The organism is Streptomyces globosus (assembly GCF_003325375.1).
Classification (GTDB): Bacteria; Actinomycetota; Actinomycetes; order Streptomycetales; family Streptomycetaceae; genus Streptomyces; species Streptomyces globosus_A.
Genome location: NZ_CP030864.1, coordinates 160723 through 175656 on the forward strand (window position 1 = coordinate 160723; position 14934 = coordinate 175656).

At 74.7% G+C, this 14934-nt stretch carries 9 protein-coding genes; 7 read left to right on the plus strand and 2 right to left on the minus strand.

Going from position 1 to position 14934, the window contains the following annotated elements; genetic code table 11:
* Window positions 1-9: 9 nt before the first annotated feature.
* The 7 genes from C0216_RS31675 (at window position 10) to puuE (ending at window position 13893) form a co-directional block, all read left to right on the plus strand.
* Window positions 10-1506, plus strand: a complete 1497-nt coding sequence (locus C0216_RS31675) for an argininosuccinate lyase (protein WP_114059221.1) — start codon at window positions 10-12, stop codon at window positions 1504-1506.
* The gene (locus C0216_RS31680; RefSeq protein WP_114059222.1) at window positions 1475-2467 is read left to right on the plus strand and encodes a kinase; all 993 of its coding nucleotides are present in this window, start codon (window positions 1475-1477) and stop codon (window positions 2465-2467) included. The genes C0216_RS31675 and C0216_RS31680 overlap by 32 nt, the downstream gene beginning before the upstream one ends.
* Window positions 2468-2469: 2 nt before the next feature.
* Window positions 2470-4740, plus strand: a complete 2271-nt coding sequence (locus tag C0216_RS31685) for a pyridoxal-phosphate dependent enzyme (protein WP_114059480.1) — start codon at window positions 2470-2472, stop codon at window positions 4738-4740.
* A 19-nt stretch (window positions 4741-4759) separates the two neighbouring features.
* Window positions 4760-5806 (plus strand): GntG family PLP-dependent aldolase, encoded by a 1047-nt coding sequence (locus tag C0216_RS31690; protein WP_114059481.1) that lies wholly within the window; start codon window positions 4760-4762, stop codon window positions 5804-5806.
* Between the two features lies 1 nt (window position 5807).
* Entirely contained in the window at window positions 5808-12410 is a 6603-nt protein-coding gene (locus C0216_RS31695; protein WP_114059223.1) for a non-ribosomal peptide synthetase, read from the plus strand.
* Window positions 12407-12895 (plus strand): FBP domain-containing protein, encoded by a 489-nt coding sequence (locus C0216_RS31700; RefSeq protein ID WP_114059224.1) that lies wholly within the window; start codon window positions 12407-12409, stop codon window positions 12893-12895. The genes C0216_RS31695 and C0216_RS31700 overlap by 4 nt, the downstream gene beginning before the upstream one ends.
* Before the next feature lie 89 nt (window positions 12896-12984).
* A complete protein-coding gene (puuE, locus tag C0216_RS31705) occupies window positions 12985-13893 on the plus strand; it encodes an allantoinase PuuE (RefSeq protein ID WP_114059225.1) in 909 nt (302 codons plus the stop codon).
* A gap of 60 nt (window positions 13894-13953) precedes the next feature.
* On the opposite strand, the gene C0216_RS31710 is transcribed toward puuE, so the two are convergent.
* Complete coding sequence (locus tag C0216_RS31710; RefSeq protein ID WP_114059226.1) at window positions 13954-14328, minus strand: peptidase inhibitor family I36 protein; 375 nt, start codon at window positions 14326-14328, stop codon at window positions 13954-13956.
* A 109-nt stretch (window positions 14329-14437) separates the two neighbouring features.
* The gene (locus C0216_RS31715; protein ID WP_246043052.1) at window positions 14438-14878 is read right to left on the minus strand and encodes a hypothetical protein; all 441 of its coding nucleotides are present in this window, start codon (window positions 14876-14878) and stop codon (window positions 14438-14440) included.
* Window positions 14879-14934 lie beyond the last annotated feature (56 nt).

Below are 14934 nucleotides of genomic sequence, written 5' to 3' on the forward strand. Positions count from 1 at the left end.
CGGTACAGCATGACCAACACACTCTCCGGCCGCATATCCAGCGGTCCCAGCGCCCTCCTGCGGGACGAGCTGCTCGACCCGCAGTTCGCCTACGAGGCCGAGCACCTGCTCCCGTACTACGTGCAGATCGAGCGGACGCTCGTCGCCGAGTACGCGCGGATGCGGCTGATCTCCCCCGGGCAGGCGGGGGAGCTGGACGGCCTGCTCCGCGGCGCCACCCGCGAGGTCATCACGGGGCAGCAGCAGGCGAACATGTCCGACATCGCGTTCGCGCTGGAACGCCACGTGGAGAACGGCCTGTCCGCGCCCGTGCCGGCCTGGCACCTGGACCGCAGCCGCAACGACCTCCAGGCGTGCGCCCAGCTGATGTTCGCCCGCAACCGGCTGATCGGGGCGGCGCGCTCCCTGCTGGACTTCCAGACGGCCGCGCGGGAGCTGGCCGCGGCCACGGTCGACCTGCCGATGCCCGGCTACACCCACCACCAGGCCGCCCAGATCATCACGCCGGGCTTCTACCTGGCGGCGGTCTCGGAGCACGTGCAGCACACGCTGCGCCGGCTCCTGGCCACGTACGACGGGATCGACGCCTGCCCGCTGGGCGCGGGCGCCATGTCCGGCCAGGAGCTGCCCTGGGACCGGGACCGGATGGCCTCGCTGCTGGGGTTCCGGCGGGCCCAGCCGAACGCGCTGATGTCGGTGGCCTCCCGCGGCTGGGCCCTGGAGATCACCGCCGAGTTCGGGGTCCTGGGCGTGGCGCTGAGCCGGTTCGCCACGGACCTGCTCGCCTGGGGCAGCAGCGAGTACGGGTTCATCGACCTGCCCGACGAGCTGTCCGGCATCTCCTCGGCGATGCCGCAGAAGAAGAACTTCCCGATCCTGGAGCGCATCCGGGGCCGCAGCTCGCACCTGTCGTCCTTCCACATCGACGTGACGCTGGGCCAGCGCAACACGCCGTACTCCAACACCGTCGAGGTGTCCAAGGAGGCGGGTGCGCACGTCTACCAGGCGTTCGAGGCGCTGCGCAGCACGACGCGGCTGTTCACGGAGGTGCTGCGGCACCTGTCCTTCCGGACCGACCGGATGGCCGAGGTGTGCGAGCGGGAGTTCCTGGGCGGCTTCGCCCTCGCCAACTCGCTGACGCTGCGCGAGGAGGTGCCGTGGCGGCGGGCGCAGGTGATCGCCGGCCGGTACATCGTGGCGGCGGTCGCGGCGGGCCGCAGGCCCGCCGAGGGCGACCCGGAGCTGCTGCGCCGGGCCGCGCTGGACCAGGGCCACGAGCTGGCCGACCCGGCGGCCACGCTGGGCGACGCCTTCGACGTCGGCCAGGCGCTGCGCCGGATGCGGTCCAGCGGGTCGGCGCATCCGGACGCGGTGCGGACGGCGCTCGGGGCGCAGCAGGAGGAGCACGAGCGGCTCGTGCAGGAGTGGGCGGAGCGGGCGGCGGCGACCGCCCGGACGACGGGGGAGGACGGGAATGGAAGCGCACGCGAGCCCCATGGCGGCTGAGATCGACATCTGCGGCACCGGTACGGCGTTCGGCACGTTCGGCGAGCTGCTCCAGGGCGTGCTGCCGGAGGGAGACCGGCACTTCATGGTGACGTTCCCGGTCGCGGGGTGGAGCCGGGCGGTCTTCCGGCACTCCCCCGGCCGGGAGGGCTTCACCGTCTGGCCGCCGCACAAGCGCAAGGCGGTGCGGATCGCCGAGCTGGCGCTGGCCGCGGCCGGGCGGACCGGGGGCGGCTCGCTGGAGCTGAGCAGCGAGCTGCCCGAGGGCAAGGGCATGGCGAGCTCGTCGGCGGACCTGGTGGCCACGGTGCGCGCGGTGGGCGCGGCGGTGGGCAGGGCGTTCGGGGCGGCGGAGATCGAGTCCTTCATGCGGAGGATCGAGCCGACGGACGGGGTGATGTACGACCAGATCGTCGCCTACCACCACCGCGAGGCCGAACTCCGCGAGGAGCTGGGCATGCTGCCGCCGCTGGTGATCGTCGGGCACGACGAGGGCGGCCAGGTCGACACCATCGCGCACAACCGGCAGTCCCGCCGGGTCGGCGAGGCGGAGAAGGCGGAGTACGCCGTCCTGCTGGACGAGCTGTGCTCGGCCGTCCGCGCCGGCGACCTGGCGGCGGTGGGCCGGGTCGCCACCCGCAGCGCGGAGCTCAACGCGGCCGCCCGGTCGCGCCGGAGCCTGCCCGAACTCCGGCGGATCTGCGCGGAGACCGGCGGGCTCGGGGTGGCCTGTGCCCACAGCGGCACGGTGCTCGGCATCCTCTACGCCGCCGACGACCCGGAGCTGGCCGCCAGGGTCGGGTCCGCGCTGGCGGCGTGCGCCGAGCTGCCGGGGACGACGGCGGTGCACCGGTCGCTGGGCCGCGGGGACGTCTGGAGCGCCAGCTCCATGGAAGTGACGGTGCGGGAGACCACCGTGCCGGCTCGCGGGGCGAGCACCGAATCTGCCTGGGGGGCATGAACATGATCTTCGAATCGATGAACGACGCGGTCGGCAACACTCCGCTGGTCCGGCTGGACGTGCCCGCCTCCGAGGGCACGCAGGTGTACGCGAAGCTCGAACTCGCCAACGCCTTCGGGATGAAGGACCGGGTGGCCCGGAACATCGTCTCCGAGGCCCGCCGGCTGGGCGTGCTGCGGCCCGGCGCGCCGATCGTGGAGAGCTCCTCGGGCACGATGGCGCTCGGCGTCGCCCTGGTCGGACGCTCCCTCGGGCACCCGGTGCACATCGTCACCGACCCGCGGACCGATCCGACGACCCTGGCGAAGCTGCGCGCCCTGGGCTGCGAGGTCCACGTCGTCGCCGCCATGGCGGACGGCGGCTGGCAGGGGGCGCGGCTCGACCGGCTGGCCGAGCTGATGCGCGAACTGCCGGGCGCCTTCTGGCCGCAGCAGTACAGCAACCCCGACAACCCCGGCGCCTACCGGGTGCTCGCCGCGGAACTGCTGGCCGACCTCGGCCCGCTCGACGCCCTGGTCGGCGCGGTCGGCAGCGGCGGCTCGCTGTGCGGCACCGGCCGTGCCCTGCGGCGCAGCCTGCCCGGACTGCGGGTCGTCGGGGTGGACTCGGTCGGCAGCACGCTCTTCGACCAGCCGGACGTGCCCGGCCGGCTGCAGAGCGGCCTCGGCAACAGCCTCCACCCGAACAACCTGGACCGCACCGCGATCGACGAGATCCACTGGCTGAACGACCGCGAGGCGTTCGCCGCCACCCGCGAACTCGCCCGTGAGCAGCAGATCTTCGCCGGGAACACCTCCGGCTCCGTCTACCGGGTGCTGCGCCACCTGGCCCTGACGGCCGAGCCGGGCAGCCGGATCGTCGGCATCTTCCCCGACCGCGGCGACCGGTACACCGAGACCGTCTACAGCGACGAGCACTGGGCGGTGCACCGGCTGGAGGAGCTCGCCTGCTCCGACGCCCCGGTCCCCGTGGAGTACGGCACCCCCGTCCGCTCGTGGTCCTCCGCCGGCCTCGGCGGGCGGCCCGCCGGCCCCCGCCACCTGCTGTTCGTCGAGGCGAACACCAGCGGCACCGGCGTCCAGGCGCTGGGCACCGCGGCCGGGCTCGGCCTGACCGCCGTCCTGCTGACGAGCAATCCGGACCGGTACGCGGGGGCCGCGGAGACCGGCTGCCGGATCGTGGTGTGCGACACCAACGACGCCTCCGCCCTGCGCCGCACCATCCAGGAGCGGTTCCGGCGGGAGGAGATCGCCGGCATCACCACGACCAGCGACTTCTACGTGCCCGCCGTTGCCGCGCTGGCCGAGTGGCTGGGCCTGCCGGGCAACGACGAGGCGGCGGCGAACCGCTGCCGCAACAAGGCCGAGCTGCGGCGCACGCTGGAGGCGGCGGGGGTCCCCCAGCCCCGCTTCGCGGTCGTGACGGACGCCGCCCGCGCCGAGGAGGCCGCCGCCTCGGTGGGCCTGCCCTGTGTCGTCAAGCCCGCCGACGACTCGGGCTCCAACGACGTGCTGCTGTGCTCCACGGCCGCCGAGGCCGCCGTGCACGCCGCCCGCATCCTGGCCGTCGAGACCAATGTCCGCGGCCTGCCCACGGCCCGCACCGTGCTCGTCGAGGAGTACCTCGACGCCCCCGAGTACAGCGTCGAGATGTTCGGCGACGGCGGTGACGCCGTCTGCGTCGGCGTCACCGCCAAGCACCTCACCGGCATCCCGTACTTCGTCGAGGCGGGGCACGACTTCCCGGCGCCGCTCCAGGAGGCGGAGCGGGCCGCGCTGGTGGACGCCGTCACCCGGGCGCTGAAGGCGGCCGGCATGCGCTTCGGGCCGACGCACACCGAGGTCAAGCTGACCGCGCGGGGCCCGGCCGTCATCGAGATCAACCCGCGGCTCGCCGGCGGCATGATCCCCGAACTGATCAGGCTCGCCACCGGATCGGACCTGCTGGAGCAGCAGATCCGGGCCGCCGCCGGGCTCCCGGTGGACCTCGCCGCCCGCCGGTCCGGGCACGCCGGCATCCGGTTCCTGCTCGCCGACCGGCCCGGCACGCTCGCGTCCGTCGACGGCACCGGCGAGGCGCTGGCGGCCGAGGGAGTCGAGCGGGTGACCGTCACCGCGGCCGCGGGGCGGCCCGTACGCCCGCCGCAGAACGCGTACGACCGGCTCGGCCACGTCATCGTCCGCGGCGACGACGCCGCGCAGGTCGCGGCCGCCCTCGGGGCGGCCCGGCAGCACATCACCGTCCGGCTCGACGCCGACGCGTCCGCGAAGTAGGGGAAGAACACCCATGACCATGATCGAACTGCGCAGCGACACCTTCACCCTGCCCACTCCGGCGATGATGCGCGCGATGAACGACGCCCCGCTGGGGGACGACGTCTACGGCGAGGACCCGACCGTCCGCCTGCTGGAGGAGCGCTCCGCCGACCTGCTCGGCAAGCAGGCCGCCTGCCTGATGCCGAGCGGCACCATGGCCAACCTGGCCTCCATCCTGGTGCACGCGCCTCGCGGCTCGAAGATGCTGGTCGGTGCCGAGAGCGACATCTACATCTACGAGGCCGCCGGCGCGACCGTCTGCGGCGGCGTGATGTACGAGCGCATCCCCAACCAGCCCGACGGCCGGCTCCTGCTGTCCGACCTGCGCGCCGGATTCCCCGACGACCCCGAGGACGAGCAGTTCGCCCTGCCCTCCCTGGTCTGCCTGGAGAACACCCAGAACCGCTGCGGCGGCGTCGTGCTCCCGCAGAGCTACATGAAGGAGGTCTGGGAGTTCGCCCACGAGAACGACGTCGCCCTGCACCTGGACGGCGCCCGGCTGTTCAACGCCGCCGTCGCGCTCGGGATCCCGGCCGCGGAGATCGCCCAGTACGCCGACTCGGTGCAGTTCTGCCTCTCCAAGGGGCTCGGCGCGCCCATCGGCTCGATGGTGGCCGGCAGCGAGGACTTCATCACCGAGGTCCGCCGGGCCCGCAAGATGCTCGGCGGCGGCATGCGGCAGGCCGGCATCATCGCGGCCGCCGGCCTGGTCGCCCTGGACGGCCTGGACCGGCTGGAGGAGGACCACGCCCATGCCCGCCGGCTGGCCGAGGGCCTGGCCGGGATCGACGGCATCGAGACCGACCCCGCCGCCGTGCAGACCAACATCGTGATGTTCCGGGTCACCGACCCCCGCTTCACCTGGCAGACGTTCGTCGAGGCCGCGGCCTACCGCGGGCTGTCCCTGGCCGAGCTCGGGCACGGCAGGCTGCGCGCCGTCACGCACAACGGCGTGTCCGCGGCGGACATCGACAAGGCCGTCTCCATCGTCCGCGACGTACTGACCGAGGACCGGACCCGCTGACATGACTCCCCACGACCTCGTCCGGGACACCCCGGACACCGGCACGCACACCGGCACGCACACCGGCGCGCACACCAGTGCGGACGCCACCGCCGCGGGCGCCACCGCCCAGGCCCTGCAGGCCGAGCTGCTCGGCATGCTGCTCGGCAACACGAAGGAGCTCTTCGCCCCCGACACCGTCCGCCCGGCCCCCCGCGACGGCCTGCTCCCGGCCTCCAGCGCCCAGCAGCGGCTGTGGTTCCTCGACCGGCTGCACGGCAGCAGCGCCGCGTACAGCGTCCCGTTCGCCGTCCGCATCGACGGCGCCCTCCGCGTCCCCGCGCTGCGCGCCGCGCTCCAGGACCTCGTCGACCGGCACGAGGTGCTGCGCTCCTCCTTCGCCGAGGAGGACGGCGAGCTCGTCCAGCGCATCGCCGCCCGGCTCCCCCTCGACGTCCCCTGCACCGAGGTGGGCGCCCCGACAGAGCAGGCGGCGGAGGAGGAGGTCCTGCGGGCGATCGGCGCGGCGGCCCGCATCCCGTTCTCGCTCACGCAGGGCCCGCTGATCCGGGCGGCCGTCTACCGCACGGCCGCCACCCGGCACTACCTCTTCATCAACTTCCACCACACGGTCACCGACGGCTGGTCCGAGGGCGTCTTCGCCCGCGAACTCTGGCAGCTGTACGAGGGCCACGTCTCCGGCACCCCGGCCGCCCTGCCCGCCCTGCCGCTCCACTACGCCGACTACGCGGCCTGGGAGCGCGACTCGCTCGCCGACGGCGACCTGCGCCGCCAGCTCGACCACTGGCTCGAACGCCTCGCGGGCGAGCTGCCGACCCCCCGCCTCCCCGCCGACCGGCCCCGCCCGGCCCGGCCCACCTTCGCGGGCGGCACCGTCCTGGCCGCGCTGCCCGCGGAGCTGGAGCAGCGGCTGCGCGAGCTGTGCCGGCGCGAGGGGCTGTCCCCGTTCGCCGTGCTCCTCGCCGCGTTCAACGCGCTGATGCACCGGTACACGCGGGAGGAGGACCTCATCGTCGGCGCCCCGGTCGCCAACCGGACCCGCCCCGAGTTCGAGGGCGTCATGGGCTTCTTCGTGAACACCGTCGCCCTGCGCTGCCGGGTGTCCGGCGACACCTCCCTCGGCGACGTGCTGCGCGCCACCCGGGACACGGTGCTCGCCGCGCACGCCGACCAGGAGGCGCCGTTCGCCCGCGTGGTGGAGGAGCTCGCCCCGGACCGCGACCCGGGTCTGAACCCCCTCTTCCAGGTGCTGTGCAACTACCTCGACCTCGCCGAGGAGCCCGCCGCCCCCGGCCTGGCCACCCGCGTCCTGGAGGTGGAGGAGGACGTCACCCGGTTCGACCTCGAAGTGCACTTCGAGGCGAAGGCGGACGGCACGGTCTGCCGCTTCGTCTACAGCAGGGACCTCTACGACGCGGACCGCATCGAGCGGATGGCCGGCCACTACCTGGCCGTGCTGCGGGCCGTGCTGACCGCGCCGGACACCCGGGTGGACGACGTCGACCTGCTCTCGCCGGCGGAGCGCGCGCAGGAGCTGGCCGGCTGGAACGCCACCGGGGCGCCCGTCTCCCCGTACACACTGCCCGAGCTGGTCGAGGCCCAGGTCGGGCGGACGCCCGACGCCCCGGCCGTCCTCTTCGAGGACGAGACGCTGACGTACGCGGAGTTCAACGCCCGCGCCAACCGGCTGGCCCGCTCCCTGATCGCCCGCGGCGCCGGACCGGAGCGGTCGGTGGCCCTGCTGGTGCCCCGCTCGCCGGACATGGTCGTGGGGCTGCTCGCGGTGTTCAAGAGCGGCGCCGCCTACGTGCCCGTCGACCCGGACTACCCGCGGGACCGCATCACCTACCTGCTGGAGGACGCCGCTCCCGCGCTGGTCCTGGCGCACTCGCGGACCGCGGACCTGGTCCCGGACGGCCTCACGACCCTCCTGCTGGACGACGCCGCGACGGCCGCCGAGATCGCCGCGCACTCCGCGGAGAACCCCGCCGACGCCGACCGCACCGCACCCCTGCACGACCTGCACACGGCCTACGTCATCTACACCTCGGGCTCGACCGGCCGTCCCAAGGGCGTGCTGATGCCCGCCGCGGGCCCGCGGAACCTGGTGCTGTGGCAGCGGGACACCATGCAGGGCATGAAGGGCGCCCGCACCGCCCAGTTCACGTCCGTCGGCTTCGACGTGTCGGTGCAGGAGATCCTCGCCAGCCTCGTCTCGGGCAAGACCCTCGTCGTGCCCACAGAGGACACCCGGCGCAGCGCCGAACAGCTCGCCCGCTGGCTCGACCGCCACCGCGTGAACGAGCTGTACGCACCCGCGCCGGTCATCGACGCCGTGTACGAGGCGGCGGACGAGCTGGGCCTCGCCCTGCCCTGCCTGACCGACGTCCAGCAGGCCGGCGAGGCGCTCACCCTGACCGGTCGGACCCGCGCCCGCCACGCGGACCCCGCGCACCGGCTGCACAACCTGTACGGCCCGGCCGAGGCCCACGGGGCGACCGTGTACTCGCTGGCCGGCGACAGCGCCGGCTGGCCGGATGCCGCCCCCATCGGCGGCCCCATCGCCAACACCCGCGTCTACCTGCTGGACGAGCGGCTGCGCCCGGTGCCCGCGGGCGTCGCCGGCGAGATCTACATCGGCGGCGAGGGCGTCGCGCGCGGCTACGCGGACCGGCCCGGACTCACCGCCGAGCGGTTCGTCGCCGACCCGTACGGCCCGCCCGGCGCCCGCGTCTACCGGTCCGGGGACCTCGCCCGCCGCCTGCCCGGCGGCGAGCTGGAGTTCCTGGGGCGCGCCGACCACCAGGTGAAGATCCGGGGCATCCGGATCGAGCCGGGCGAGATCGAGTCGGTGCTGTCCCGGCACCCCTCGGTCGCCCAGGCCACGGTCGTGGCCCGGGACGACCGGCCCGGCGGCAAGTACCTCGCCGCGTACGTCGTGCCCGCCGCCGGGCACGGCTGGGATGCGGAGGAGCTGCGCCGGCACGCGGAGGAGTTCCTGCTGAAGGCGATGGTGCCGACCGCGTTCGTGCCCGTGGACGCCTTCCCGCTGTCCCCGAACGGCAAGCTGGACCGCAGGGCCCTGCCGGCCCCGGCGCTCGACGCCGCACTGACCGGCCGGCCGCCGCGGACCGCTCTGGAGCGGGCGCTGTGCGGCCTGTTCGGGGAGGTGCTGGACCGGCCCTGGGACAGCATCGACGACAACTTCTTCGCCTTCGGCGGCCACTCCCTGCTGGCCACCCGGCTGATCAGCCGGATCCGCTCCGAGCTCGGCGCCGAACTGCCCATCCGGACCGTCTTCGAGACGCCGACCGTGGCGGCCGTCGCCGAGGCGCTGGCCGGCGCGGGCGGGGACGCCGTGCGCAGGCCTCTGGTCCGGGCCGCCCGCCCCGAGACCGTCCCGCTGTCCTCCGGGCAGCGCCGGCTGTGGTTCCTCAACCGGCTCCAGGGCCGGCGGGCCGCGTACAACATGCCCTCCGCGATCCGCCTGACGGGCGCACTGGACGTGCCCGCCCTGGAGGCCGCCCTCGGCGACCTCACCGCCCGGCACGAGATCCTGCGGACGGTGTACCCCGACTCCCCGCAGGGCCCGCGGCAGCGGGTGCTGGACGCGGCGGACGCCAGGCCGGTCCTGCGCACCGGGCAGGTCGCCGAGGCGGACGCGGCCGCCGCCGTGGCCCGCGCGGCCGCCGAGGGCTTCGACGTCACCGCCGACCTGCCGGTCCGGGCCCACCTGTTCGAGACCGGCCCCCACGCGTACGTCTTCGTCCTCGTCGTCCACCACATCGCCGGCGACGGCTGGTCGATGGGGCCGCTGTGGCGCGACCTGTCGGCCGCGTACGCGGCCCGGCTCGACGGCACCGCGTACACCGGGCCGGAACTGCCGGTGCAGTACGCGGACTACGCCCTGTGGCAGCGGGAGCTGCTCGGCGACGAGGACGACCCGGACAGCACCGTCTCCCGGCAGCTCGCCCACTGGCGCCGGGTTCTGGACGGGGTCGCGGAGGAGACCGCCCTGCCGGTCGACCGGCCGCGCCCGCCCGTCTCCTCCCACCGCGGCGGGACGGCGCCGTTCCGGGTGCCGGCACCGCTGCACCGGCGGCTGCTGGAGGTCGCCGAGCAGACCGACTCCAGCCTGTTCATGGTCGTCCAGGCCGCGCTGGCGGCGCTGCTCACCCGGCTGGGCGGCAGCACCGACATCGTGATCGGCACCCCGATCGCGGGCCGCACCGACGAGGCCCTCGACGACCTCGTGGGCTTCTTCGTCAACACGCTGGCCCTGCGCACGGACACCTCCGGCGACCCCACCGCGCGCGAGCTGCTGCACCGGGTCCGCACCGCCGACCTCGCCGCGTACGAGAACCAGGACGTGCCCTTCGAGCGGCTCGTGGAGGTCCTCAACCCGGCCCGCTCGATGGCCCGGCACCCGCTGTTCCAGGTGATGCTGGCCCTGCACAACACCACCGAGGACCTGCCGGACCTGCCGGGGGCGGCCGCCTCCGCGCTGCCCGTCGAGACCGACGCCGCCCAGTTCGACCTGCACTTCGACCTGACCGAGAGCCGCGCCGGGGACGGCGCGCCCGCCGGCATGGACTGCTACGTCGAGTACGCCGAGGACCTCTTCGACCGGGACACCGCGCAGTCCTTCGCGGACCGGCTGGTGCGCATGCTGGACGCCTTCGGCGAGGACCTGGACCAGCGGACGGCGGCCGTCGGCCTGCTCGGGCCCCAGGAGCGGGAGCTCCTGCTCACCGGCTGGAGCGGCAGCGGGCACCCGGCCGAACCGGACACGGTCGTCCGCCGGTTCGAGGAGCGGGCCGCAGCCTCGCCGGAGGCCGTGGCGCTGCGCACCGGACCGCTGGTGCTGACCTACGCGGAGCTGAACGCGCGGGCCAACCGGATCGCCCGCCGGCTGATCGCGCGGGGCGCCGGGCCGGAGGACCTGGTGGCGCTGGTGCTGCCGCGGTCGGCGGAGATGGTCGCGGCCATGCTCGGCGTGCTGAAGGCCGGCGCGGCCTACCTGCCGGTGGACCCCACGCACCCGCGGGCGCGGACCGCCGCCGTGCTGGAGGACGCCGCTCCGGCGGTCGTCCTCACCGCCGAGGACGTGTCCGCCCTGCTGGAGGGGGCGGATCCGGGAGACGCGGAGCACTCCGCGAACCCGGTGGACGCGGACCGGGTGCGGCCCCTGGCCCCCCGCCACCCGGCCTACGTCATCTACACCTCGGGTTCGACGGGCCGCCCCAAGGGCGTGGTCGTGGAGCACCGCTCGGTGGTCAACTTCCTGGAGACCACCAACGACTACTACGAGCTGACCGCCGCCGACACCGTCCTGCACTTCGCGACGCCGACCTTCGACGTGTCCGTGCTGGAGATCTTCTGCCCGCTGCTGGCCGGAGCCACCCTGGCGGTCGCCGACGCCGACCAGCGCCGGGACCCGGAGCTGCTGACGGAGTTCATCCGGGAGGCCGGCGTCACGGTCGCCGACCTGCCCCCGGCCCTGCTGCCGCTGCTCGACCCCGACCGGCTGTCCTGCCTGCGGATCGTGTCGGTCGGCGGCGAGGCCTGCCCGGCCGGCCTGGTCGCCGCCTGGGCCGCCGACGGCCGCCGGTTCATCAACAGCTACGGCCCGACCGAGAGCACCGTGGCCGTCACCGTCATGGACTGCACGGGCAGCTACGACCGGAACCCGCCCATCGGCCGCCCGATGCAGAACATCCGCGCGTACGTCCTCGACGGGGACCTGAACCCCGTCCCCGCGGGGGTAGCCGGCGAGCTGTACCTGGCGGGCGCCGGCCTGGCCCGCGGCTACCTGCGGCGCGCCGCGCTGACCGCGGAGCGCTTCGTGGCCTGCCCGTACGGGGAGCCGGGGGCCCGCATGTACCGCACCGGGGACCTGGTGCGCTGGCAGCGGGACGGCACGCTGGACTTCCTCGGCCGCACCGACGACCAGGTGAAGATCCGCGGGTTCCGCATCGAGCTCGGCGAGATCGAGGCGGTGCTCTCCGCGCATCCGGCGGTCGAGCAGGCCCGCGTCCTGGCGGTCGACCTGCCGTCCGCGGGGCTCTCGCTCGTCGCGTACGCCGTCCCCGCGGCGGGCTCGCCGGCGGCCGGGGCCGAGGAGCTGCTGCGCGCGCACGCGGCGGCCGCCCTGCCCGGGCACATGGTGCCGGCCGCGTTCTGTGTGCTGGACGCACTGCCGATGACGCCGAACGGCAAGCTGGACCGGAAGGCGCTGCCGACCCCGGACCTCCGGGCGGCGGAACGGCCCCGCGCGGCTCCGCAGTCGGACACGGAGCGGGCGGTGGCCGGGATCTGGGAGGAGCTGCTCGGCGCCGGGCGGGTCGGCCGGGACGAGAGCTTCTTCGCCCTCGGCGGCCACTCGCTGCTGGTGGTGCGGGCCGTGAACGCGATCCGGTCGCGGTTCGGGGTGGCACTGCCGATCCAGCAGTTCTTCCGGGAGCCGACCGTCGCCGGGTTGGCGCGGGCGGTCGAAGCGGGCGCCGCCGCCCCGGTGGAGGGCGCCGCCGCCGACGGCCCCCGTGTCGTCCGCCGCGCCCGCACGGCCCGTACCGCCGCGCCGTCCGCCGGGGGGAACCGGTGAAGCCCCTCGCGCAGGACGAGATCCGCCGCGCCTTCGTGAACATGTCGAAGAGCCGCTCCCGGGCCCTGAGCGTGCCGGTCCTGGACGGGGTGGACTGGGAGGACCGCGACTTCTACGCGTGGACGGACGGCCGCGACCTCAGCCGCGCCTACCTGGTGGCGCAGCGGCCGGACGGGCCGGTCGGCGTGGAGCTGCGGGCCACCCGCCGGACCGCGGACTTCCGCAGGAAGTCCATCTGCGGGCTGTGCTACACCTCGCACCCGGTCGGCGGGACGGCCCTCTTCTCCGCCCTCAAGGGCGGCAGGGAAGGCCGGCTGGGGAACTCGGTGGGGCTGTACGCCTGCCGGAACCTCGCCTGTTCCGCGTACGCCCGGAAGAAGATCGCGGCTCCCATGGGCCAGATGGACGAGACGCTCGACCTGGACGAGCGGATCGCCCGGGTCGTCCAGGGACTGGAGGCGTTCGTGTCGCGAATCCTCCACTGACGGCGGTCCCGACCGCGCCGCGCCGGGCGTCGGCGCGGCGCCCGGCGGGTTCAGGGGAGCGGGGGCGGGCGGCGGATAGGGTGCGGTGCGTGTCCGAGCCACTGCGCGACCTCGCCGGCTACGGCGCCGAGCCGCCGCACGCCGCCTGGCCCGGCGGCGCCCGGGTCGCCGTCAGCCTCGTCCTCAACTACGAGGAGGGCGGCGAGAGCAACGTCCTGGAGGGCGACGCCGCCTCGGAGGGCTACCTGCACGAGGTGGTGGGCGCTCCGCCCGTCGTCGGCGGGCGCGACCTGAACTCCGAGTCGATGTTCGCGTACGGGGCGCGCGCCGGATTCTGGCGCGTGCACCGCACCCTGGCGGCGCACCGGGTGCCGGTGACCGTGCACGCGGTCGGGCAGGCGCTGGAGCGCAACCCGGAAGCGGGGCGGGCGATGGGCGCCGCCGGCTGGGAGGTGGCGGGCCACGGCCGGCGGTGGATCGACTACCGGGACGTGCCGGAGGACGCCGAGCGGGCCGACATCGCGGACACGGTCCGCACGGTCGAGCGGCTCACCGGCCGGCGGCCCGTCGGCTGGTACACGGGCCGGACCAGTCCGGCCACGCGGCGCCTCGTCGCCGAGGAGGGCGGCTTCCTCTACGACTCCGACGACTACGCGGACGACCTGCCGTACTACGTCGAGGCGGCGGGCCGGCCGCACCTGGTGCTGCCGTACAGCCTGGACGCGAACGACTTCAAGTTCCTGATCGTGCACGGCTTCACCACCGCCGACGACATGCTCGCCTACCTCGTCGACACGTTCGACGTGCTGCACGCCGAGGGGGCCGACCGGCCGCGCATGATGAGCGTCGGCATGCACGGCCGGATCATCGGCCGGCCCGGGCGGATCCGGGCGCTCGACTTGTTCCTGCGGCATGTGGCGCAGCTCGGCGGGGCGTGGGTCGCCACGCGCGAGCAGATCGCCCGGCACTGGCTCGCCGCGCACCCGCCGCCGCGGTGACGCCGGAAGGCGGCGCCCCGATGGGACGCCGCCCTGCGGCCCGGGCGGGCCGCCGCCGGGTCAGCGGCAGTTCACCCAGGTGTTCGACTTGATGTAGTGCGTGGCGTTGTCGGACTTCTTGAAGCCGCGCGGGACGGTGCCGCTCGACCCGCTGTGGTTCTTCTCCGAGAACCACTTGAAGTCGCAGGAGGAGCCGCGGTTGTACCAGGACTTGAAGCTCTGGAAGACCGTGTAGTTGGTGAGGTCCTTGCTGGTGCCCGCGACCTGCTGCCGACGGCCGGTGTAGTTGGAGCCCGACCACACGCAGAAGTAGCCCGACGGGCAGTCCGACGCCGCCTGCGGCTCGGCGCTCGCGGCTCCCGCCCCGCCGACGAGCAGACCGCCGGTGAGCGCGAGGCCGCCGGCGACCGCGGCGAACTTCTTGGTGACGCGCATGCTGTTTCCCCCTCTGATGTGCAGGTGGGCCGACCGGTTCGGCCGGCTCGCCATCGAGACTGCGGGGCGGGGTGCGGGGCGCGCCACAGCCTGCGGGGAAATGAGGCGGTTACGGGACGTCCCGGGCGCTGACCTGCTGGGATGCGGGTGGGAGGTGACGGCTCGGTGGGAGGCCGCGGGCGGCCGCGGCGGCGGGGAGGAGCGTCCAGCCGTCCACTTCCGTCACCGTCGGGGCGGCGGGGTCCCAGCCCGCGGCGAGGGCTGCGTCGAGGAGGGCGCGGACCGCGCCCGGCTCGTGGAGGTTGAGCCACTCCTCCCGGGACGTGCCCACCGAGCCGGAGGGGGCCAGACCGTCGGGTACCCAGCGGCCGGGGCCGTTCCGGAAGACGATCCTGAGCACGGCGCGCCGGTCGCGGCCGTGGACAAGCGTCAAAGACTCGCGGCAGTCGCAGCGTCCGTCCTCGCGGCGTGTGTGGGAGTGGCGTACCGACCAGGTGAACGTCCGGTCGCCGGCCACCAGTCGGCGGCCCCTGCTGGTCCTGCGCGCCATCGTGTCCTCCGTGCCGTGCTGCCGTGCTGCCGTGAACGGTATCCGGCCGGCGGATC

Bases quoted from the DNA above. Each gene is read 5' to 3' on its own strand.
- C0216_RS31675 (WP_114059221.1), top strand. From the start codon at position 10: ATGACCAACACACTCTCCGGCCGCATATCCAGCGGTCCCAGCGCCCTC.
- C0216_RS31680 (WP_114059222.1), top strand. From the start codon at position 1,475: ATGGAAGCGCACGCGAGCCCCATGGCGGCTGAGATCGACATCTGCGGC.
- C0216_RS31685 (WP_114059480.1), top strand. From the start codon at position 2,470: ATGATCTTCGAATCGATGAACGACGCGGTCGGCAACACTCCGCTGGTC.
- C0216_RS31690 (WP_114059481.1), top strand. From the start codon at position 4,760: ATGATCGAACTGCGCAGCGACACCTTCACCCTGCCCACTCCGGCGATG.
- C0216_RS31695 (WP_114059223.1), top strand. From the start codon at position 5,808: ATGACTCCCCACGACCTCGTCCGGGACACCCCGGACACCGGCACGCAC.
- C0216_RS31710 (WP_114059226.1), bottom strand. From the start codon at position 14,328: ATGCGCGTCACCAAGAAGTTCGCCGCGGTCGCCGGCGGCCTCGCGCTC.
- C0216_RS31715 (WP_246043052.1), bottom strand. From the start codon at position 14,878: ATGGCGCGCAGGACCAGCAGGGGCCGCCGACTGGTGGCCGGCGACCGG.